This is a genomic window from Yoonia sp. R78084, assembly GCF_044595625.1.
Classification (GTDB): Bacteria; Pseudomonadota; Alphaproteobacteria; order Rhodobacterales; family Rhodobacteraceae; genus Yoonia.
Genome location: NZ_CP138993.1, coordinates 2653871 through 2674908, shown reverse-complemented (window position 1 = coordinate 2674908; position 21038 = coordinate 2653871). Strand labels below are relative to the sequence as shown.

General features: G+C 59.7%; 22 protein-coding genes. 14 read left to right on the top strand and 8 right to left on the bottom strand.

The window, feature by feature from the left end; genetic code table 11:
- The first annotated feature begins 130 nt into the window (after positions 1-130).
- The 6 genes from SJY29_RS13420 to selD all read left to right on the top strand — a co-directional run bounded on the left by SJY29_RS13420 (position 131) and on the right by selD (position 7292).
- The gene (locus SJY29_RS13420; RefSeq protein WP_400083760.1) at positions 131-502 is read left to right on the top strand and encodes a VOC family protein; all 372 of its coding nucleotides are present in this window, start codon (positions 131-133) and stop codon (positions 500-502) included.
- A 64-nt stretch (positions 503-566) separates the two neighbouring features.
- Entirely contained in the window at positions 567-1223 is a 657-nt protein-coding gene (locus SJY29_RS13415) for an ABC transporter ATP-binding protein (protein ID WP_400083758.1), read from the top strand.
- Positions 1220-3604, top strand: coding sequence for an FtsX-like permease family protein (locus SJY29_RS13410; protein WP_400083756.1), 2385 nt, complete (start codon positions 1220-1222; stop codon positions 3602-3604). The genes SJY29_RS13415 and SJY29_RS13410 overlap by 4 nt, the downstream gene beginning before the upstream one ends.
- The gene (locus tag SJY29_RS13405; RefSeq protein ID WP_400083754.1) at positions 3594-4622 is read left to right on the top strand and encodes a lipocalin-like domain-containing protein; all 1029 of its coding nucleotides are present in this window, start codon (positions 3594-3596) and stop codon (positions 4620-4622) included. The genes SJY29_RS13410 and SJY29_RS13405 overlap by 11 nt, the downstream gene beginning before the upstream one ends.
- Positions 4615-5172 (top strand): pyridoxamine 5'-phosphate oxidase family protein, encoded by a 558-nt coding sequence (locus tag SJY29_RS13400; protein ID WP_400083752.1) that lies wholly within the window; start codon positions 4615-4617, stop codon positions 5170-5172. The genes SJY29_RS13405 and SJY29_RS13400 overlap by 8 nt, the downstream gene beginning before the upstream one ends.
- 23 nt (positions 5173-5195) lie before the next feature.
- Positions 5196-7292 (top strand): selenide, water dikinase SelD, encoded by a 2097-nt coding sequence (gene selD, locus SJY29_RS13395; protein WP_400083750.1) that lies wholly within the window; start codon positions 5196-5198, stop codon positions 7290-7292.
- On the opposite strand, the gene mnmH is transcribed toward selD, so the two are convergent.
- From mnmH to SJY29_RS13375, 4 genes are all read right to left on the bottom strand, one after another.
- On the bottom strand, positions 7279-8331 hold the full coding sequence (gene mnmH / locus SJY29_RS13390) for a tRNA 2-selenouridine(34) synthase MnmH (RefSeq protein WP_400083748.1): 1053 nt from the start codon (positions 8329-8331) through the stop codon (positions 7279-7281). The genes selD and mnmH overlap by 14 nt on opposite strands.
- Before the next feature lie 78 nt (positions 8332-8409).
- Positions 8410-9198 carry a metallophosphoesterase gene (locus SJY29_RS13385; RefSeq protein WP_400083746.1) on the bottom strand — a complete coding sequence of 263 codons (789 nt, stop codon included), beginning with the start codon at positions 9196-9198 and terminating at the stop codon, positions 8410-8412.
- An 11-nt stretch (positions 9199-9209) separates the two neighbouring features.
- The gene (gene serA / locus SJY29_RS13380; protein ID WP_400083744.1) at positions 9210-10802 is read right to left on the bottom strand and encodes a phosphoglycerate dehydrogenase; all 1593 of its coding nucleotides are present in this window, start codon (positions 10800-10802) and stop codon (positions 9210-9212) included.
- Positions 10803-10901: 99 nt separating this feature from the next.
- Positions 10902-12044 carry a phosphoserine transaminase gene (locus SJY29_RS13375; RefSeq protein ID WP_400083743.1) on the bottom strand — a complete coding sequence of 381 codons (1143 nt, stop codon included), beginning with the start codon at positions 12042-12044 and terminating at the stop codon, positions 10902-10904.
- A 231-nt stretch (positions 12045-12275) separates the two neighbouring features.
- On the opposite strand from SJY29_RS13375, the gene SJY29_RS13370 reads away from it, so the two are divergent.
- The 4 genes from SJY29_RS13370 to SJY29_RS13355 all read left to right on the top strand — a co-directional run bounded on the left by SJY29_RS13370 (position 12276) and on the right by SJY29_RS13355 (position 15017).
- Entirely contained in the window at positions 12276-12515 is a 240-nt protein-coding gene (locus SJY29_RS13370) for a zf-TFIIB domain-containing protein (RefSeq protein WP_400083741.1), read from the top strand.
- Between the two features lie 58 nt (positions 12516-12573).
- Positions 12574-13449 carry a phosphoserine phosphatase SerB gene (gene serB / locus SJY29_RS13365; protein WP_400083739.1) on the top strand — a complete coding sequence of 292 codons (876 nt, stop codon included), beginning with the start codon at positions 12574-12576 and terminating at the stop codon, positions 13447-13449.
- A gap of 99 nt (positions 13450-13548) precedes the next feature.
- Entirely contained in the window at positions 13549-13827 is a 279-nt protein-coding gene (locus SJY29_RS13360; RefSeq protein ID WP_400083737.1) for a glycine zipper 2TM domain-containing protein, read from the top strand.
- A 68-nt stretch (positions 13828-13895) separates the two neighbouring features.
- Positions 13896-15017, top strand: coding sequence for a trans-sulfuration enzyme family protein (locus SJY29_RS13355; RefSeq protein ID WP_400083736.1), 1122 nt, complete (start codon positions 13896-13898; stop codon positions 15015-15017).
- Here SJY29_RS13355 and SJY29_RS13350 read toward each other — a convergent pair.
- The gene (locus tag SJY29_RS13350) at positions 15014-15388 is read right to left on the bottom strand and encodes a rhodanese-like domain-containing protein (RefSeq protein ID WP_400083734.1); all 375 of its coding nucleotides are present in this window, start codon (positions 15386-15388) and stop codon (positions 15014-15016) included. The two genes, SJY29_RS13355 and SJY29_RS13350, sit on opposite strands and share 4 nt — an antisense overlap.
- A 188-nt stretch (positions 15389-15576) precedes the next feature.
- Positions 15577-16263, bottom strand: a complete 687-nt coding sequence (locus SJY29_RS13345; protein ID WP_055295822.1) for a response regulator transcription factor — start codon at positions 16261-16263, stop codon at positions 15577-15579.
- A gap of 157 nt (positions 16264-16420) precedes the next feature.
- On the opposite strand from SJY29_RS13345, the gene ribA reads away from it, so the two are divergent.
- Complete coding sequence (gene ribA / locus SJY29_RS13340) at positions 16421-17497, top strand: GTP cyclohydrolase II (protein WP_400083732.1); 1077 nt, start codon at positions 16421-16423, stop codon at positions 17495-17497.
- An 88-nt stretch (positions 17498-17585) separates the two neighbouring features.
- Here ribA and SJY29_RS13335 read toward each other — a convergent pair whose 3' ends face one another.
- Entirely contained in the window at positions 17586-17993 is a 408-nt protein-coding gene (locus SJY29_RS13335; protein ID WP_400083731.1) for a GFA family protein, read from the bottom strand.
- Between the two features lie 152 nt (positions 17994-18145).
- On the opposite strand from SJY29_RS13335, the gene SJY29_RS13330 reads away from it, so the two are divergent.
- The 3 genes from SJY29_RS13330 (at position 18146) to SJY29_RS13320 (ending at position 19752) form a co-directional block, all read left to right on the top strand.
- Entirely contained in the window at positions 18146-18640 is a 495-nt protein-coding gene (locus SJY29_RS13330; protein WP_400083729.1) for a L,D-transpeptidase, read from the top strand.
- A 48-nt stretch (positions 18641-18688) separates the two neighbouring features.
- Positions 18689-19192, top strand: coding sequence for an RNA pyrophosphohydrolase (locus SJY29_RS13325; protein WP_400083727.1), 504 nt, complete (start codon positions 18689-18691; stop codon positions 19190-19192).
- A 74-nt stretch (positions 19193-19266) separates the two neighbouring features.
- Positions 19267-19752, top strand: coding sequence for a hypothetical protein (locus tag SJY29_RS13320; protein WP_400083725.1), 486 nt, complete (start codon positions 19267-19269; stop codon positions 19750-19752).
- Here SJY29_RS13320 and SJY29_RS13315 read toward each other — a convergent pair.
- On the bottom strand, positions 19732-20919 hold the full coding sequence (locus SJY29_RS13315; protein ID WP_400083723.1) for a lytic murein transglycosylase: 1188 nt from the start codon (positions 20917-20919) through the stop codon (positions 19732-19734). The two genes, SJY29_RS13320 and SJY29_RS13315, sit on opposite strands and share 21 nt — an antisense overlap.
- Between the last annotated feature and the right edge of the window lie 119 nt (positions 20920-21038).

Sequence of the window (21038 nt, the reverse complement as noted above, 5' to 3'; positions counted from 1 at the left end):
ATCGGAATGATCGTATCTTGGCAGAGAAAAAGAAACAGCAGAACGTCGCGGCAAATCTGGTGCATCATTCCGAAAGCCCCGCTTCTGTGTGGGCGTACAGATTTCGCGCAGGCATCATGAGGGAGGTAAAATGATCGTCGCACTTGATCACATCCAGTTGGCGCTGCCTGCAGGCGCTGAAAATGCCATGCGTGCTTTTTATTGCGACCTGCTTGGTATGACAGAGGTCGCGAAACCCGCCGCCTTGCAAGGGCGTGGCGGGTTCTGGGCGCGGACAGGCGCTTTGGAGTGTCACTTTGGCGTTGATCCTGATTTCCACCCCGCCACAAAGGCACACCCTGCCTTTGTTGTTGACGATATCGCAGCCTTGGCCGGTCGGATGGAAACTGCGGGCCTTGCCGTGAAGTGGGACACGGCACTGCCGGATGTCACACGGTTTTTCGTGTCTGACCCTGTGGGCAATCGCGTCGAACTGATCGCACAGGCGCCGCAGCAGACCTAATTGACGCAATAAGCGTTTCCTTCTGCGGCAGGTGCGTTACCTCTAGCCCAGAGGCGCGAAAAACATGTTACTGACCGTTCAAGATATTCATAAAACCTACCACACCGCTGATGGTCCTTTTGACGTGCTGCGCGGTATCGACCTGACGCTGGCATCAGGCGAGACACTGGCGCTGACAGGCGAATCCGGGAGCGGCAAAAGCACGTTGCTGCACCTGATCGGCGGTCTTGATACACCCGACAGCGGCAAAATCCTGCATGAAGGGCGTGATATGGCCGCCCTCGATGATGCCGGTCGCGCCGCCCTGAGGCGGGGCACCGTCGGCGTGGTCTTCCAGCAGTTCAACCTGATCCCCAGCCTGCGTGTGTCCGATAACATCGCCTTTCAGGCACGTCTGGCTGGCCGTCATGACCCTGATTGGGACGCTGCATTGGCCGCACGTATGGGGCTGACACCCCACCTTGCCAAATACCCCGAACAGCTTTCGGGTGGCCAGCAGCAGCGCGTGGCAATTGCCCGCACATTGGCCCCGAAACCCCGTGTCGTGCTGGCCGATGAACCCACCGGCAACCTCGATGAGGCCACTGCCAGCACCGTTCTTGACCTGATGCTCGAACTTGTCGCCGAGACAGGCGCAGGCCTTTTGATGGTCACCCATTCCGAAGGCCTTGCCGCGCGCATGTCGCGGCGCCTGCATCTGCGGGCGGGCCGCGTGGCATGACCACAACGACCCTTCACGCGCTTCTGTCACATTGGTGGCGCAATCCGTTGCAGCTTTTTACGTTGCTGGCGGGGCTGGCGCTGGCCACAGCACTCTGGTCCGGCGTGCAAGCTGTCAACGCCGAGGCGCGTGCCAGCTATGACGCCGCCGCTGCGACTTTGGGTGAGGGGCAATACGACAGGCTTGTGCGCCGAGACGGGCAATCGATGACCCAGGAGACCTATGTCGCCCTGCGACGTGCAGGTTGGCTGGTCAGCCCCGTGGTGCAGGGGCGGCTTGATGGCGTGCGGATCATCGGGGTTGAGCCACTGACAGCGCCGGGCGGGGTGGGGCCGGTATCGTTGCAGGAAGGAACAGACCTTACGTCTTTCCTCACAGGCGAGGGCCAGCTTTTCGCCAATGCCGAAGTCGCGGAACAACTTGCAGGCCTCAACATCGTCGTCACACCGGATGCCGCCCCCAACACTGCTGTCACAGATATCGGCGTGGCACAGCGCCTGCTGTCCAAACCAGACCAGATTGACAGTCTGATCGTCCTGCGCGGTCAACCTATCGGGCGTCCCCCACTTGATGCCATTGCCCCCGACCTGACTCTGCAACCCGCCCAAGGCGGGAGCGATATCGCACGGCTGACCGATAGCTTTCACCTGAACCTGACGGCCTTTGGTCTGCTCTCTTTTGCTGTCGGCATCTTTATCGTCAACGGCGCGATTGGCCTCGCCTTCGAACAACGCCGCCCTGTGGTGCGCACCCTGCGTGCCTTGGGGCTGCCGCTGCGCCGCCTGATCCTGCTTTTAGGCGCGGAACTCATGCTCTTTGCCCTGATTGCAGGCGTCATCGGCGTGGCGCTTGGCTATGTGATCGCAGCCCTGCTGCTGCCCGATGTTGCGGCCACTTTGCGCGGGCTTTACGGGGCAGATGTTTCCGGCACGCTGCAACTGCGCCCGTCATGGTGGCTTTCCGGTATGGCGATTGCACTGGGCGGCACGGCGCTGGCTGCAGGTGGTGCGCTTTATCAGATGGCGCAAATGCCCTTGCTTGCAGCGGCCCAGCCGCGCGCGTTGGCGATGGCCGCAGGGCGGCGCGCGGTCTTGCAGGGCATCGCGGCCGCGGTTTTGCTGATGCTCTCTGGCGTGTTGATGTTCACCGCAAGCGGCATGATCGGCGGCTTTCTCTTGCTGGGTGCGCTTTTGATCGGGGCGGCGCTGGCCTTGCCTATCATTCTTGACCGGCTCCTTGCCTTCGCGAGCAACCTCGCAAAATCCGTCACCGCGCAGTGGTTCTGGGCTGATACACGCCAGCAATTGCCGGGCCTGTCGCTTGCGCTGATGGCGCTGCTGCTCGCGATGGCTGCCAATGTCGGTGTTTCGACCATGGTGTCGAGCTTCCGCCTGACCTTCACTGATTTCCTCGACCAGCGATTGGCGTCCGAACTTTACGTCCGCACCGAAAGCGAAGCGCAAACCGCGGCCCTGATCGCTTTCGCCACGCCCCGCACCGACATCATCCTGCCGATCCAAAGCGCCGACACCGAAGTGGCCGGTCAACCGACCGAGGTTTACGGTGCGCGCGACCATGCCACCTACCGTGACAATTGGGTGTTCCTGCAGCAAGCGAGCGATCCTTGGGACAGCACCTTCTCAGGGCAAACCGTGTTAATAAACGAACAACTCTCGCGCCGTGCGAACCTGATGGTGGGTGATGAAATCATGCTGCAAGACACCGCGTTTGCCATTGCAGGTGTCTACGGCGACTACGGCAACCCGATCGGGCAGGCGGTGATTGGCGAAGAGGTTTTCGCGACCCTCTACCCCAATATCAGACCGCAGAACTTTGGCCTGCGCATGGACCCTGAAACAGTGCCGGATTTTGTTGATGCGCTGGAAGCCGCAACAGGCATTGCCGCGACCCAAACGGTCAACCAGGCGGGCATCAAGGCAATCTCGCTGGCGATTTTCGAACGCACCTTTACCGTCACAACCGCCCTGAACATCCTCACCCTCGCGGTTGCCGGTTTCGCCATTCTGATGAGCCTGCTGACCCTTGCCAGCATGCGCGTCCCGCAACTGGCCCCGGCGTGGGCCATGGGCATGACACGTCGGCAGCTCGGGCGGCTTGAACTTGTCCATGCGGTCATGCTCGCCCTGCTCACGGCTGTCGTTGCCTTGCCACTGGGCCTTGCGCTTGCGTGGGCTTTGCTCGCGGTGGTGAATGTGGCGGCCTTCGGGTGGAAGCTGCCGATGTATCTGTTCCCGCTGGACTATGCCCGCATGGGGGTTTTCGCGTTGCTGGCGGCAGGGCTTGCCGCTCTCTGGCCTGCCCGCAGGCTGGCGCGGACACCCCCTGCGGATTTGCTCAAGGTATTTTCCAATGAACGTTAAAGCGCTTTTCCTTGCTTTCTGCCTGCCCATGCCGGCGCTGGCACAAGGCTTTGCAGGTCTGGGCACAGAGGCCGAAGGCTTCTCTGTTCCGCAACCTGACCCGCAATTCAACTTCCCGGCCGATCACGGCGCACATAGCGATTACCGAATCGAATGGTGGTATCTGACCGCCAATCTTGAAGCGGCGGACGGCACGCCTTACGGGCTGCAATGGACCCTGTTCCGCTCTGCCCTCGCGCCCGAGGCGGGCGATGGCTGGACCGCACCGCAATTGTGGATGGGACACGCGGCGGTCACGACACCCGATAATCACTATGTGGCCGAACGGCTAGCCCGCGGCGGGATCGGGCAGGCGGGGGTGACGGCGGACCCTTTTGCAGCATGGATCGACGACTGGGCACTGACTGGCGACTGGACCACCCTGCGCATGACTGCAAGCGCAGCCGATTTTGCCTATGACATGGCGCTGACGGCCCAAGGCCCGCTGATTTTTCACGGCGAAGACGGCTATTCGGTGAAATCCGCCGTAGGGCAGGCGTCCTACTATTACTCGCAGCCCTTCTTTGCCATCGAAGGCACCCTGCAACTGCCCGAGGGCGACGTTGCTGTGACAGGGAACGCGTGGCTTGACCGTGAATGGTCATCACAGCCCTTGGCGGAAAACCAGACGGGCTGGGACTGGTTCTCGCTGTCATTTGACGATGGCGACAAAATGATGGGGTTCCGCCTGCAGCAGACCGATGGCCAGGATTTTACCTCTGCCACTTGGATCACGCCTGACGGGCAGACAACGCCCTACACCGACGGCGCATTGGTCGCGACACCCCTCGCGACGAATGACATGGGCGTGCCCGTGCGCTGGCGTGTGGAATTGCCTGCCCAAGGTGTTGATGTGACCGTTGCCGCGATCAATGAGAATGCGTGGATGGCAACAAGCGTGCCTTATTGGGAAGGCCCTGTCACAGTCACGGGCAGCCATGAGGGTATCGGATACTTGGAGATGACGGGCTATGAGTGACTGGTTCGAAACCACAGACGGCATCTGGGACAAACTCTGGGGCACGTTGGGGCGCGGTGTTGCTGATGCCAAGCATCCTGCACGCCGCCCGACCTTTGCAACTGTGTCGCCCGAGGGGTGGCCGGAGGCGCGCACAGTGGTGCTGCGGTCTGCTGATCGCACGGCGGGGGCCGTCACTGTCCATACGGATCTCTATTCCGACAAGATCAAGAGCCTGCGGGCCTTGCCCCGTGCAGCACTGCATATCTGGGATGCCAAACAGAACCTGCAAATCAGGCTACAGACCGAAGTGACGATCCTCTCGGGCGCGCAGACCCGAGCACTTTGGGACAAAATCCCCGACCATGCCCAGCAATCCTACGGTGTCACACCGCCCCCCGGTCAGCCGATCATGACAGCGCTCGACTATGTCAAATCGCCCGATCCGGAGACCTTCGCCGTACTGCAATGCCATGTCACGACCATCGACGCTGTCCACCTCGGGACTGACCATCGCCGTGCCGGTTTCTCACGTGATCGTCATTGGCAGGGACAGTGGCTTTCCCCCTGACAGCGACCCCGCTACAACAAGGTATGAACAGTATTCCCCTGACCCGCGACCTCGTGCTGATTGGCGGCGGTCATACCCATGCGCTTGTGCTGCGCAAATGGGGCATGAATCCTTTGCCGGGTGTGCGGGTAACGGTTATTAATCCCGGACCAACTGCGCCCTATTCCGGAATGCTGCCGGGGTTCGTTGCAGGGCATTACACCCGAGATGAGCTTGATATTGATCTGGTGAAACTGGCCCGCTTTGCTGGTGCGCGGATCATCGACGGCTACGCCAATGGCATCGACAAGGATGCGCAAACCGTTGCGGTTTCAGGCCGTCCGCCCATCGCCTATGATGTGGTCTCGGTCGATATCGGTATTACCTCTGCCATGCCCGATCTGCCGGGCTTTACGGCGCATGCGATCCCCGCCAAGCCGCTGGGCACCTTCGCATCACGCTGGGACAGCTTCCGTGCCTCTGCCAATGCCCCGCATATCGCAATCATCGGAGGCGGCGTTGCAGGTGCCGAACTGGCCATGGCCATGTCGCATGCCCTGCGCGATAAATCCCCGACGGTCCGCTTGCTTGACCGCAGCCGCGTCCTGACCGCGCTGGGCTATAAGGCGCGCCAGAAAATGATTGCGGCGCTGACCGCTAACAATATCGAAATCACCGAAGATGCCGAGGTGACCGAGATCTTTGCAGAAGGTCTCGTGCTGCGTGATGGCCGCACGATCCGCAGTGATTTCACGACAGGGGCAGCAGGGGCAAAGCCGCACGACTGGATCGTGCAAACGGGCCTTGATCTGCATGAGGGTTTCATCACGGTGGATGCCAATCTGCAATCCAGCGATCCAGCAATTTTCGCGGTCGGGGACTGCGCGCATCTGCGTGACAACCCCCGCCCCAAAGCAGGCGTCTATGCGGTGCGTCAGGCGCCGATCCTGTTTGCGAACCTGCGCGCCGCCCTGTCCGGTGACACCCTGCGCCCCTACAGGCCGCAACGCGATTACCTCAAACTGATCTCGCTGGGTGCAAAATCGGCGCTGGCCGAAAAGTTCGGCACTGCGCGCGAAGGCCCGCTGTTGTGGAAGCTCAAGGACCATATCGACCGCAAGTTCATGGACCAGTTTGAAACACTGGCACCGATGGCGGCCCCTGATCTGCCGCGCAAGACGGCGCTGGGTGTGAAAGAGGCGCTGGGTGACAAGCCCATGTGCGGCGGTTGCGGGGCCAAGGTGGCGCGCGCGGCGCTGCAGAATGCCCTGACAGATCATTTTGGTGATGATGCCGCCGAAGTGCAGGCCGGACAGGTGATGAGCACCGATCACCTGCGTGCGCTGACCCATGATCCGGTGGTGATGACCCGCATCGCGGCGGTCCACGCGCTGGGCGATATCTGGGCGATGGGGGCAAAACCGCAGGCCGCCACCGCCAGCCTGATCCTGCCGCGCATGTCGGCCACCTTGCAGGAACGGACGATGTCAGAGATCATGTCGACCGCGACTGAGGTCTTCGCCAAAGCCGGCGCCAAGATTATCGGGGGGCATTCGTCACTCGGTGATGAACTGACCATCGGGTTCACGATTACCGGTCTGACGAAAGCACCGGTTACGCTGGCAGGAGCACAGGTGGGTGACAAACTGATCCTGACCAAACCCATTGGCAGCGGCACGGTGATGGCCGCTGACATGCAGGGCAAGGCGAAAGGTGCCGACGTGATGGCCTGTCTTGATCTCATGACACAGGATCAGGCCGCAGCCTCGGTGATCTTGGGCAAAGCCCACGCGATGACTGATATCACCGGCTTTGGCCTTGCGGGGCACTTGCGCGGTATATGTGATGCTTCGGGCGTAGGTGTGCTGCTTGACCTTGATGCGATTCCGTTCATGCAAGGCGCCTTGGCGCTGTCAGCATCAGGTGTGCGATCATCGCTGTTCGCGGATAATCGCATCGGTGCTGGCCCGATTGAGGGGCCTGTCATCGAATTGCTGTTTGATCCACAGACCGCAGGTGGATTGCTCGCCGCGGTCGCGCCCGCGTCGGCCGATGCGGCGCTCAAGAAGCTCCAGAAAGCGGGCTATACCGCCAGCATCATCGGCGAAATCACCGCAGATCAGGTCTTCAGAACGCGGTAACCGCGGCTGCAATGGCATCTGCGGCACGTTCCTGTCCGGCGTCATCCAGCGTTTCCGCTGTCACTTCGGCCAGAACCTCGCGTTCATCAATGCGGCGCGACTTGGCATATGACGGATCATAGTGATCGACCATCAGCGCATGTGACAGATCGACCAAAGCCCCCGCTTGTGACAGCGCAATCCAGCGGTCAACCGTCGCATGACCACGCAAACGGCGCAGCGGCAAAAGTTTCTCGGCCACCACATCAGGATCTTCAATCACCTCACGGTAGGCCTTTGCCAGATAACCCGCACGCGCGCCCATCGGGGCTTTGATCACAATCCGTGGTCCTGCCAGCATCGCGGACCAAACAGAAGCAGGCAGCACGATCCGCCCGATCTTGCTGCTTTCGGCCTCGATCACCACGGGGCGGGCAGGGTCCAGCGCGTTCAGTGCCGTGGCCAGCCGTGTCTCGAACGCCTTTTGTGGTGGCTGCCCCCCGGGCATGCCCCCCAAAAGCGAACCCCGATGCCCTGCCAACCCCTCCAGATCAATGACCTGCACGCCACGTGCGGCCAAGCGCGGCAAAATCTCGGTTTTGGCGGTGCCGGTATAGCCATCCAGCAGGATAAACCGATGCGCCAAAGGAACGTCATAAAGACCCGCCTTTACCAAGCGCCGGAACGCCGTGTAGCCACCTTTGACGGTTTGCGACCGCCAGCCGATCTCGGACAGAAGGGACGAGAACACCCCTGACCTCTGCCCGCCGCGCCAGCAATAGACCAGAGGGCGCCAAGACCCGTCTTTGTCCATCAGCGGCCCGTCGATGTGATCTGCGACATTGCGGATCACCATGCCCGCCCCGATCTTGCGGCCATCAAATGCACTGATCTGCTTGTAAATTGTACCAACCTGCGCACGCTGTTCATTTGACAGGGCAGGCAGATTGATTGCGCCCGGAATATGGTCTTCGGCAAACTCGGCGGGTGAACGCACGTCGATCACGGTGTCAAACCCGTGGTTCAGGATCGCGTCAAGGCTGGTAAACTCAATGGGCATGACGATGGTCTACGGCAGTTGGGGCGGCGGCAAAAGGGCGAATAGGCAGAGTGGCGCCGGGCCAATGCGCATGTTCGGTCAGGGTGTGAGCGCAACACGGCCGTGGCCGGTCAAGATCCAGCAGTCACGCCCCTCAAACACGGCGGGAAACAGCGGGCGATGATAGCCCGCACCACCATCCAGATCGACACGGTTGCCAAAATGTTGCGGATAGTCGAGCGCGGTGTGCCCATGCACGACCAGCTTGCCAAAGTCCTCGGTGCTTTCCAGAAACGGTGATCTGATCCACAAAAGGTCCTCGGGGTCTTGTGCAGCAATGGGCAAACCGGGGCGGATACCTGCATGGACGAAAAGCAGCTCCTCGGTCTCGTACCAAAGCGGCAGGCCGTCCAGAAAATCCAGATGCGCCGTGGGCACCGCGTGCTGCGCCAGCTTTTGCAATCCGGCGATATCCGTTTTGCCGTCCGGGCCCTCGCAGGACTTGAGAAACTCAAGCCCGCTTTTGCGATCAATTGTGAACCGCATCTCGGCCTGTATACCATATGACGCAAGCGTCGTGGTGCCACCCAGACGGGTGTTCAGCCAGCTGATACCGGAAGCAACGCGCGGATCATGCTGAAGCCCTTGCCGGACAAACCGTGTAAAGAAACGGTCATGGTTGCCTTTGAGAAAGACCCAGTTGCGCCCGGCATCGCGGCCGGCAATCAGGGTCTCGATCACGGCCCGACTATCCGGGCCGCGATCTGTATAATCCCCCAAGAACACGATCTGTGCATCGTCACCGCCATCCGCTGCAATCAGCGCGAGCGCATGATCAAGCATCGCCTTCTGGCCGTGAATATCACCAATCGCATAGATGGGGTTCATAGTATGGCCAATCAGACGTTGAACGTGAGCGGTTTGACCTGCCGGAACTTGCCTGTGGCCTTGAGGGCCTCAAGCGCTGTCTGTGGTACGGCCTCGTCCACGTAGAGCAAAGCGATCGCTTCGCCCTTCGCCTGGTGGCGGCCCAATGTAAAGTTGGCGATGTTGACGCCTTGTTCGCCCAAGGTCGTCCCCAATGTGCCGATAATGCCGGGGACATCTTCGTTGGTGGTGTAAAGCATGTGTTCCCCAACCTCGGCGTCAACGTTGATACCCTTGATCTGGATAAAGCGTGGCTTGCCGTCACTGAAGACTGTCCCAGCAACCGAACGCTCACGCTTATCAGTGACAACGGTCACTTTGACATAGCCTTCGAATGCGCCGGACTGGTCCTGTTTGGTGGTCGACACCTTGATCCCGCGCTCTTTCGCGATCACAGGTGCGCTGACCATATTGGTGTCAGGGTTGGCCTTGTTCATGATGCCCGCAATGGTCGCCGCTGTCAGCGCTTTGAGGTTCATCTCAGATGCTTCACCGTCAAACAGGATGTTGATTGCCTTGATCGGTTCATCCGTCATCTGGCCGATGAAGTTGCCCAGATGCTCGGTCAGCTTGATCCACGGACCCATGATCTTGGCTTCTTCGGCGGTCACCGACGGCATGTTCAGCGCGTTCTGCACAGCGCCCGTCAACAGGTAATCGGACATCTGCTCGGCCACTTGCAGCGCCACGTTTTCCTGCGCTTCAGTGGTCGCGGCACCAAGGTGCGGTGTGACGACAACGTTGGGCAGATTGAACAGTGGGCTGTCGGTCGCCGGTTCCACCGCGAAGACGTCAAAGGCGGCACCAGCGACGTGACCGGCTTTCAACGCCTCGGCCAGCGCCTCTTCGTCCACCAGACCACCGCGGGCACAGTTGACGATCCGCACACCTTTTTTCAGCTTGGCGATGTTCTCTTTCGACAGGATATTCTTGGTCTGGTCGGTCAGCGGCACGTGCATCGTGATGAAATCGGAACGTCCCAGCAGATCATCAAGTTCGACCTTCTCGACACCGATTTCTGTAGCGCGTTCTTCGGACAGGAAGGGATCATAGGCGATAACCTTCATGCGCAGGCCCAGCGCGCGGTCGATCACGATAGAACCGATGTTGCCCGCGCCGATCACACCCAGCGTTTTGCTGGTCAGCTCGACACCCATAAAGCGCGACTTTTCCCATTTGCCTGCGTGGGTTGATGTATTGGCTTCCGGGATCTGGCGCGCAACGGCCATCATCATGGAAATCGCATGCTCGGCCGTGGTGATCGAGTTGCCGAAGGGTGTGTTCATCACGATGATACCCTTCTTGGAAGCCGCCGGAATATCGACGTTATCCACACCGATACCCGCGCGGCCAATCACCTTGAGGTTGGTCGCGGCGGCGATGATCTTTTCGGTCGCCTTGGTGGCCGAACGGATCGCCAGACCATCATATTGGCCGATGACCTCCAGCAGCTTGTCCTTGTCTTTGCCAAGGTCAGGCTGGAAATCCACGTCGATGCCGCGATCCTTGAAGATCTGGACGGCTGCATCAGAGAGTTTGTCAGAGATAAGTACTTTGGGGGCCATGGTGCCGCTCCTTGATATGTTTTGAAACGCAGTCCCGGACCTGATCCGGGACCTCTTGCGATATGGGGGAGGCCCCGGATCACATCCGGGGCGCGTCAGTTATTGATTGGCGATTTCGGTCTCGAAGGCCCATTCCAGCCACGGCAGCATCGCCTCGATGTCCGAGGTTTCGACCGTCGCACCGCACCAGATCCGCAGACCGGCAGGGGCATCGCGGTAGGCACCGATATCAAGCGCGATGTTTTCCGCCTCAAGCCGTTTGGCCACGGCTTTGGCGAATGCCGCGCCATCCTTGATCCGGTCATCAGTGAACTTCAGACAGACGGATGTGTTTGACCGTGTCGCAGGATCAACCGCGAGGTTCGCGATCCACGGCTTGTCCGCGCAGAAATTCCAGATTGCCCGCGCGTTCGCATTGGCGCGGTGCATCAGCGCATCCAGACCACCGATCGAGCGGCCCCATTTCAGCGCAACCAGATAATCCTCAACCGCCAGCATGGAGGGCGTGTTGATGGTCTCGCCACGGAAAATGCCTTCGATCAGTTTGCCGCCCTTGGTCATGCGGAAAATCTTGGGCAGGGGCCATGCGGGGGTGTAGTTTTCCAAACGTTCAACGGCGCGGGGGCTCAGGATCAGCATCCCGTGGGCCGCTTCGCCACCCATCACCTTCTGCCAGGAGAATGTCGTTACATCGAGCTTGTTCCAAGGCAGATCCTGGGCAAAGGCGGCCGAGGTCGCATCACAAAGCGTCAGACCCGCACGATCTGCAGGGATCACATCGCCAGAGGTGACACGCACACCAGAGGTCGTACCGTTCCATGTAAAGCAAACGTCATTGTCATAGTTCAGCGCCGCCATGTCGACGATCTCGCCGTATTCGGCGGTATGAACAGTTGCTTCGATTTTCAGCTGCTTGACCACATCGGTCACCCAGCCTGCACCAAAGCTTTCCCATGCCACCATTTCGGCAGGGCGTTCGCCCAAGAGCGACCACATCGCCATCTCATAGGCGCCGGTGTCAGAGGCGGGCACAATGCCGATGCGGTAATCCGCAGGCACGCCCAGAATTTCGCGCGTCAGGTCAATCGCCTCGGCAAGCTTGGCTTTGCCGACGCCAGCACGGTGTGAACGGCCCAAAGGCGCGTCACGCAATGCATCTAGTTTCCAGACGGGGGGTTTGGCACAGGGGCCGGAAGAAAAACGCGGATTAGCCGGCCGCGTTGCCGGTTTGGTCATAACCATTGCTGGTATCCTCACAGATATGCGCCCTTCGTTGGGGAAGGGTGTCCCACCGCCGCAGATAGATTGGGTCACGCGCTGCGGCAAGAGCGAAATGAACCGAATTCGGCGGATGAGACGATTTTTGCGACACTGCTGTCGCCCATCGGAAACCTGCGCGGCCTTCCGCCGCACCAGTTGCATGGCCGCAAGCGGCACATATCTACCTTGCAGCAATGTAGAAAGGATCGCCCTATGAAATGTCCCATTGACGGCGCAACGCTCGTTATCTCTGACCGCAGCGGTGTCGAGATTGATTACTGCCCCGAATGCCGTGGTGTTTGGCTTGATCGCGGCGAGCTGGACAAAATCATTGAACGCTCCGCTGTTGCCGCGACACCACCGCCCGCACCGCGTGATGAGCGTGGCGGCCATGACGATTACCGCCCCAGAAAAAAGCGCGAAAGCTTCCTCAGCGAACTTTTCGACTTTTAGGGGTGCACCCTGCCTGCTGTGGCGCTAGACCTTGGGCAATATTGCCATGAGGTCCGCCATGCAGGTTGTCACACTGATTACAACACCCACAGAACGCAATCTGGATGCGGCGCTGGTAGATAGCCTGCGCAACGCATGGGGCGGCGGGGATGTGCATTGGCTGGCCATAGACGAGGCCGCTGAGTTTGCGATCCCGACCGTGCCGGACAACCAGTGGGAGGTCTGGGCCGACCTGCAAGCCGCCTGCGTCGATCTGGTGATCCAGCCCCATGAGGGGCGGCGCAAAAAGATGCTGCTGGCCGATATGGACAGCACGATGATCCGGCAGGAATGTATCGACGAACTCGCCGCCGAGGCGGGGGTCGGCGCGCGTGTGGCAGATATCACCGCCCGCGCCATGAATGGCGAACTTGATTTCGAAGAGGCACTGATCGAGCGGGTCGGCCTGCTTAAGGACCTGCCTGTCGAGATCATCGAGCAGGTTCTGGATGAGCGTATCACGCATATGCCCGGTGGTTATGAACTGGTGCAGACCATGAAAGCGCACGGGGCCTATGCGGCACTGGTCTCGGGTGGTTTCACGGCTTTCACGGCGCGTGTTGCGGCAACACTCGGGTTTGACGAGAATCGCGCCAATACCTTGTTGTCCGAGAACGGCAAGCTGACAGGCGATGTCGGGCGGCCGATTCTGGGCAAAGCGGCCAAGGTGACCGCCTTGCAGGAAATCACCTCGCGCCTTGGGCTGACGGCCGCAGATGTGCTGGCGGTTGGCGACGGGGCCAATGACCTTGGGATGCTGAAACTGGCGGGCACCGGTGTCGCCTTGCATGCCAAACCGGCCGTGCAGGCCGAATGCAATATCCGCATCAATCACGGTGATCTGACAGCGCTGCTCTTCCTGCAGGGCTATGCCCGCGACGCGTTTGTCACCTAGGGTTCTGATCCCGAGCAACACGCGGGAGCAATTGCGTAATATCAATTCCGATCCGGAACACATGGCTAGAAAGGTCGCAAGGCAAAAAGGAGCAAAGCCATGAAACAGATTTTTGCGATGACCCTTGCTGGTGTGACCTTTCTGACGGTGCCCGCCTGCGAGAACCTGACAACAGAGCAACGGACGATTGTCGGCATGACCGGCGGCGCCGCTGCTGGGTTGATCACTGCTGATATGTTTGATGCCAACCGCGACTGGCGGTTGATTGCCGCGCTGGCGGGTGCTGCTGCGGGGACAATCGTTGCGCAAAACGACGCGACACAGCAATGCGCCTATGCGCGCGGTGATGGCACTTACATTGTCGCGCCTTGCCCATAGCGCAATGAGCCGCAGACAGCTGACAAGCACCCCTTGCATTCGCCTGTCGCTCTGCGCCACATAGCGAAATGGATAGTACAAAAAAGCCCGCCACAATCGCAGCGCATGCCGCCGGAGCCATTGATCTTCAATCTGGCGGTGTTGTGCCTGCGCTGCAGCCGTCCACAACCTACCTGCGTGGCGCTGACTATGCGCTGGTCCGTCCCGACAATATCTATTCGCGGGCGGATTCGGACAATCTACGTCAGGCTGAAGAGGTCTTGCGCAGACTGGAAGGGGCGGAAGAGACGCTCCTGTTCCCGTCAGGTATGGCCGCAATTGCGGCGGTGTTCCGTACACTGCCCAATGGCGGGACGGCGATTGTCCAATCAGGGATCTATTGGGGCACGACGGCGTGGATCAGGGATTTTTGCACGCGGCGCGATATCACCCTGATCGAAGTGGAGGCCGAGGCGCTGGTGAGCACCTGTCATTCGCAAGCTGCCGATCTGGTTTTTGTTGAAACCCCCTCGAACCCTTGGCTGGAAACCGTGGATATTCGTGCGGTCGCTGACGCCAGCGATGCGACACTGGTCGTCGATGCCACAGCCGCCACGCCCATCCTGACACGCGCGCTCGATTTCGGGGCTGATATCGTCATGCATTCCGCCACCAAGGGCATCAACGGCCATTCCGACGTTCTGGCAGGTGTCCTTTCGACCCGCGCCAAAGACGCGCCGATCTGGGGCATGATCCGTGCCGATCGCAAAATGGCGGGTGCGATCCTTGGGCCGTTCGAGGCGTGGCTACTGACGCGGGCCATGCGCACGCTGCCTTTGCGGGTTGAGCGTATGTCGCAAAATGCCCAGATGCTGGCGGAACACCTGCTGGCCCATACCGCCGTTGAAGGCGTTTTCTACCCCGGTCTGCCCTCGCACACAGGCCACGACATTGCCTGCCAACAGATGACGGGCGGCTTTGGCAGCCTCATGTCGGTGCTTGTCAAAGGGGGGCGGGAGGACGCTTTGCGCGTTGTCGGGAAACTGGAACTCTTCTTGCGCGCGACATCTCTGGGGGGCGTCGAGAGTCTGGTGGAACACCGGCACACGATTGAACCGCACACCGGTATTCCTGAGAACCTGATCCGCGTATCCGTCGGGATCGAGGATATCGGCGACCTCATCGCCGATTGGGATCAGGCGCTGGCTTAGTCTTCGGTCGGGCCGCCAGCCTCTTTCCAGTCGCCGATACCGCCGACGTTGATCACGTTTTTGTACCCCATGTCCTTCAGCGTCTTGCCAGCCAATGCGGCCTGTCCGCCTGCGCCACAGACAAGACAAAGCTCGGCGTCTTTGTCAAAAATCGGGTTGTGGAACTGCATCTCCGGATCAGCTGCAAACTCAATGAACCCGCGTGGCACGCGGTGCGCACCAGCAATCGTGCCTGATTTTGCGATATCAGCGCTATCGCGCACGTCGATGAAGGTGGCTTTGCCCTCGGCATGTTTTGCAATCGCCTGTTCGGCGGTGATGCGCACAACATGCGCGTTGGCTTCTTCTAGAAAATGCTTGGCGGATTTCATGTTTCGTCTCCTGTTGTTCACAACAAAAGGTAAGGCGCGCGTTGAAAATTGCCACCGCCAAAAAAAACGCCCGGGCACGAAGCCCGGGCAAGTCCAACAGGGAGGTGGAGATATAACCCGATCTCCGGCGGGAACTTGGGACCCGGTGATAATGGGAGGGAAAGGACCGAAATCACCGGGTCGGAGTACTACGCAACCAATCTATAGCCCCCGGATTCGGTCACAAGAAGGCGCGCATTTGACGGATCTGGTTCTATTTTTTGGCGAAGACGGTAAATATGTGTCTCTAATGTGTGCGTGGTCACGCCCGCATTATAGCCCCAAACCTCATGCAAAAGCACGTCACGGGCGACAACACCGTCTGTCGCACGGTACAGGTATTTCAGGATATTTGTCTCTTTTTCAGTCAGGCGAACCTTCTTGTCATCCTCTGTCACAAGCAGCTTTTGGGCGGGTTTGAACGTATATGGCCCAAGCTGGAAAACAGCATCTTCGGACTGTTCATGGGTGCGCAGCTGGCTGCGGATACGAGCCAGAAGTACGGGGAATTTGAATGGCTTACTGACATAATCATTCGCGCCCGCATCAAGGCCCAGAATGGTGTCGGCATCGCTGTCCTGCGCGGTCAGCATGATGATCGGGCATTTGACGCCCTGCTTGCGCATCAGGCGGCAAAGTTCGCGCCCGTCGGTATCCGGTAGACCCACATCGAGGATCATCAAGTCATAAAGGCCCTCTTTGGCCTTGATCATCGCGTTGGCACCATCGTCTGCCTCAAAGACGTCAAAATCTTCGGTCATCAACAGTTGTTCGCCCAGCGCTTCGCGCAGGTCATCGTCATCATCGACCAATAGAATCTTTTTGAGCTGTCCCATGACATCCTCCTTGGTTACGCCATTAGATTTGTGTTCTTGATACGTCCGGGACAACCAATCCCTTCACCCTTTCACACGGACGTGTGATTTTTCGTGCAAATGTTTCACTTTCCGGCGCAAACGGCTATTTGTTGAAACAAATCACAGGCGGACGCAGATGGCATTTGGCCCCGACATTACTGAACGACTGGCGCGGGCCCGCGCTGACCTGCGCATGGGCGTGCCCGTTGTGCTCGAAGGCAGCGCGCTGGTGCTGGCTGCCGAAACTCTGGATGCGGCCCGTCTGGCCGATCTGCGCGCCTTGGGTGGACCGGCGGTACTGGCCGTAACAGGGCGACGGGCCGAGACCCTCAAGGCGCACGCCTATGACGGCGATATCGCGCGGATCCTTCTGCCACCCGACGCGACAATCAACTGGGTTCGTGCTATTGCAGACCCCGCTGACGATCTGCGCGCGCCCATGAAAGGCCCGCTGAAAACCCTGCGCGACGGTCCGGCCGAGTTGCACCGCGCCGCCATTGCGCTGGTCAAAGCTGCGCGCCTCCTCCCCGCCGCTGTCGTCTTGCCATTGGAAAATGCAGCGGCTTTTGCCAGCCAGAACAATCTGACGCTGATCCCTGGTGATGCGGCCCTCGACACAGGTCTCAGCCCCCTGCATCCGATCATCTCGGCTAGGCTTCCGCTTGAGGTCTCCGAGGCAGGACGCCTGCACATCTTCCGCCCCGATGACGGGGCCGAAGAACATTACGCCGTCGAAATCGGCACACCTGACCGCAGCAAACCTGTGCTCTCGCGCCTGCATTCGGCCTGTTTCACCGGTGATCTGCTTGGGTCACTGAAATGCGACTGCGGCCCGCAACTGCGCGGTGCGCTGGCGCAGATGGGCGCGGAGGGGGCAGGGGTGCTGCTTTACCTGAACCAAGAGGGGCGCGGCATCGGCCTTGCCAACAAAATGCGCGCCTATTCCTTGCAGGACCAGGGGTTTGATACGGTCGAGGCAAACCACCGTCTGGGCTTTGAGGACGATGAACGTGATTTTCGGATCGGCGCGGAAATTCTCAAACGGATGGGGTTCAAGGCTGTGCGCCTGCTGACCAACAACCCCGCCAAGGTTGCGCGGATGGAACATTGCGGTATCGAAGTCACGGAACGGGTGCCGCTCAAGGTGGGCGGGAACGCGCATAACCACGCCTATCTTGCCACAAAAGCTGCCAAATCCGGGCATTTGTTGTAACGTTCCGATGTCGTTCAGACAGGCCAAAGCCCGCGTTTGCCACTTTGTCATTCAGTTAATCGATAAGGTGCTCCAGCGGATCAATTTTTCAGCCGGGCAGCCCGTCAATCCTTTCGATGGAGGCAAGATCATCGTCCCAGTCTGCGCGATCGGCAAAGGATATATGCGCGTTGGGTCGTATGCCGGTCGGGCTATCAAGTGACCCTGCCGGCACGACAAGCACGCCATCATTCGCCTGAGAAAATGGCAGGGCAGAGCCACAATTCGTGCAAAAACATTTCCTGTGTTGCGTTCCGCCAAGTCTAAATTCCTTAACGTTTTCCTCGCCTGACAACCACGTTATCTTTGCCGTGGACGAAAACAGGTTGGCTGCATGGGCTGACCCCGTATCCTTGCGGCAACGCCCGCAATGACACAGAAAAAAGCTTTCGAATTCTCCTGATATGCGGAATTTCACAGCACCACACAGGCACTGTCCGGTCGTCAGATTATCCATTTACAGTCTCTTGAGATATGACAGCCAAGCCGTCAGTCGCATGTCGCCTGTTCGGTTCCTAGCTTTGCGCAAGGCCAGCGTCAAACAGGGTTCCGCAGGCAAAGAGGTTTTCGTCTGCTGACACGTCTTCGTTCCTTCGCTATCTCTCGGGCATGAAACAAACCGACCTAGTCCTGACCCCCACGCACCTGCGGTTTCTGAACCGCCGATTTCCCTGCACCATCGGGCGCGGCGGGCTGACGGCCCGCAAGAAAGAGGGCGATGGCGCGACGCCGCGTGGCACGCATCGCCTTGTGGGGATGCTCTACCGCCCTGACCGCATGGCGCGGCCTGCGGATTGGGCGCTGCCGATTGGCCCCTCTGATCTGTGGTCGGATGATCCCAAACATGAGGACTATAACCTCATGGTCCGCGCGCCTTATCAGCACAGCCATGAACGCCTGCGCCGTGCTGATCCGATGTATGATCTGGTGATCCTGACCGACTGGAACTGGCCCTATGCGGTCAAGGGGCGCGGTTCGGCGATTTTCCTGCACGCCTGGCGCGGTCCCGGGCGGCCCACGGCAGGGTGCGTGGCGTTCCGCCCTGAGCATCTACGCTGGATCGCCGCCCGTATCCGTCACGAAACACGGCTTGTTATCGCATAACCGCTGGCATTGCTTCTATTCTTGGGCCAAACCAAAAAGGCACGCCCCATGAAACACCAAGGCCCGTTTATGACCCCTGAAGAGATTGCAGACCTGCCCTATCGTCCTTGCGTCGGCATCATGCTGGCCAATCCGCGCGGACATGTTTTTGTTGCCCAGCGCAAAGACCGTGATACCGACGCATGGCAAATGCCCCAAGGTGGCGTGGACAAAGGCGAAAACTGTCGTGACGCGGCCCTGCGCGAGCTGGAGGAAGAAACCAGCATCGCGCCAAAACTCGTCACGATCGAGGCCGAGAGTGCGGGCCTGATCCGCTATGACCTGCCCCTTGATCTGGTGCCACACATCTGGAAGGGCCGCTATCGCGGGCAAGAGCAGAAATGGTACCTGATGCGGTTTCACGGAACGGATCACCAGATCAATCTGGACACCGCAACCCCCGAATTCACCGCGTGGCAATGGATGGCCCCTGATCAACTGGTGGAAAGCATCGTGCCTTTCAAACGCGCGGTCTACGAGCAGGTCCTTGCGGAATTCGGCCCGAAACTCTGAAGCTGCCAAAGGTTTTCTCAAGGATCTGAAAGTACAATTCGTCAAAGCCTGAAGCCAAACAGAGGATCACCCAGATGAAACCCCTATTTCTTGCCGCGGCCCTTGCCTCTTTGGGCGCTCAGGCTCACGCGCTCAGTTGTATGCGCCCCGATCCTGTGATGACGTTCCAGCAGCTCGCGGATGCACCCGAAACCTATTTCGTGCTTTACGGGCAATTGTCATTCAACGAAGCACATTTGCCGCCTGCGGTGATGGAAAAACAGATGCATACGCCAGAGCCGATCCCCGCACGTTTCATTGGGCACGGCCTGTCGCCTGACGGCTTTACGATCGATTATGTCACGGATCTGATGCTCCAAATCGGCTGTGCCGGTCCATGGTGCGGGACGGCCCAAAGCGGCGTTGATGCCGTCTATTTCGTCGAAGCAACTGATCCGCCGCTGACCATTGAGGCCGGCCCCTGCGGCGGGCGCATCTTTGAAGAGCCGTCACAGGCCGTTCTAGATGCGCTAACCAGATGCATGCAGGGCGGTGAGTGTTCAGCGCAGCCTTTGCAATAGGGCGAAGGATGGATGCCCGTCAGCGGGCAGGCCAGCGGCGCGTTGATAGGCGCGGATCGCAGCACGGCTATTCGGGCCGATCTGCCCGTCAACACCGCCTGTTGAGAATCCCGCATCCGTGAGCCGCTGCTGCAACTCACGCCGTTCGGCACGACGCAAGCGGCGCTCATCGGCTGGAAAGGCCGCCTGAAACGGCCCCGCGCCACGGATCCGATCCGAGAGATGACCGACACCGATGATATAGGCCTCGGCATTGTTGTAGCGGCTGATCACATCATAGTTGCGGAACAGCATGAAGGCAGGACCACCCGCGCCGGTTGGCGTGCTCAGGGTCGCATCGCCGTAGTTCGGCACCGCCCGCCCATCGACACCCACGACACCACCGCGCGCCCAATCAGCAGGGCTGCGCGTCACGGCCCGCCCCGTTTGTTCATAGTCAAACCCCTGCGGCAGGCGTACCTCGACCCCCCAAGGCTGGCCTTTGCGCCAGTTAAAGCGCCGGAAATAGGCCGCTGTCGAGGCAAGCGCATCGGTCGGATCATCCGCCCAGATGTCGCGCCGCCCGTCGCCAGTGAAATCCACGGCATAAGCCTCGTAAGACGTGGGAATAAACTGCGTATGTCCCATCGCACCGGCCCAGGACCCTGTCATATTGGCTGGTGCCACATCACCGTTCTGCAAAATCTTCAAAGCCGCGATAAGCTGGCTTTCAAAGAATGCTCCGCGCCGCCCGTCATAGGCCAGTGTCGCAAGGGTCGAGATCAAGGGCGTGTCGCCGCGCCGCGACCCATAGTTGCTTTCCATACCCCAAACGGCAGTGACGACCGAGGGCTCCACATCAAACCGTGCCTCGATCTGGGCCAGCACATTGGCATAGCGCCGCACCATTTCGCGCCCTGTCGTGACGCGGGTCTCGGACACAGCTGAGGCCATATAATCAGCCAGAGGGCGCACGAATTCGGCCTGATTCCGGTCGCGTTCGATACTGTCGGGCAGATAGCTCACATTGGCAAAGGCCGCGTCAAAGGTGCGATCAGAAATCCCTGCATTGCGCGCGCGACTGCGAAAGCCCGCGATCCAGTTCGGAAAACCTGCGGCGTTTGCGCTGGCCATCTGTGGCAAAACCAAAGCGGACAAACCTGTTGCGATAAAGTGCCTGCGGTGCATTTTTGCTCTCCTCGTTTTTCAACAGTGATAAAGCAAATACCGGCGGACCCAAATCAACTCTTGTTCACGGCGCGGCTTTTTGCCGGTAAGGTTTTGATGAGCGGGCCATGAAGGGGATA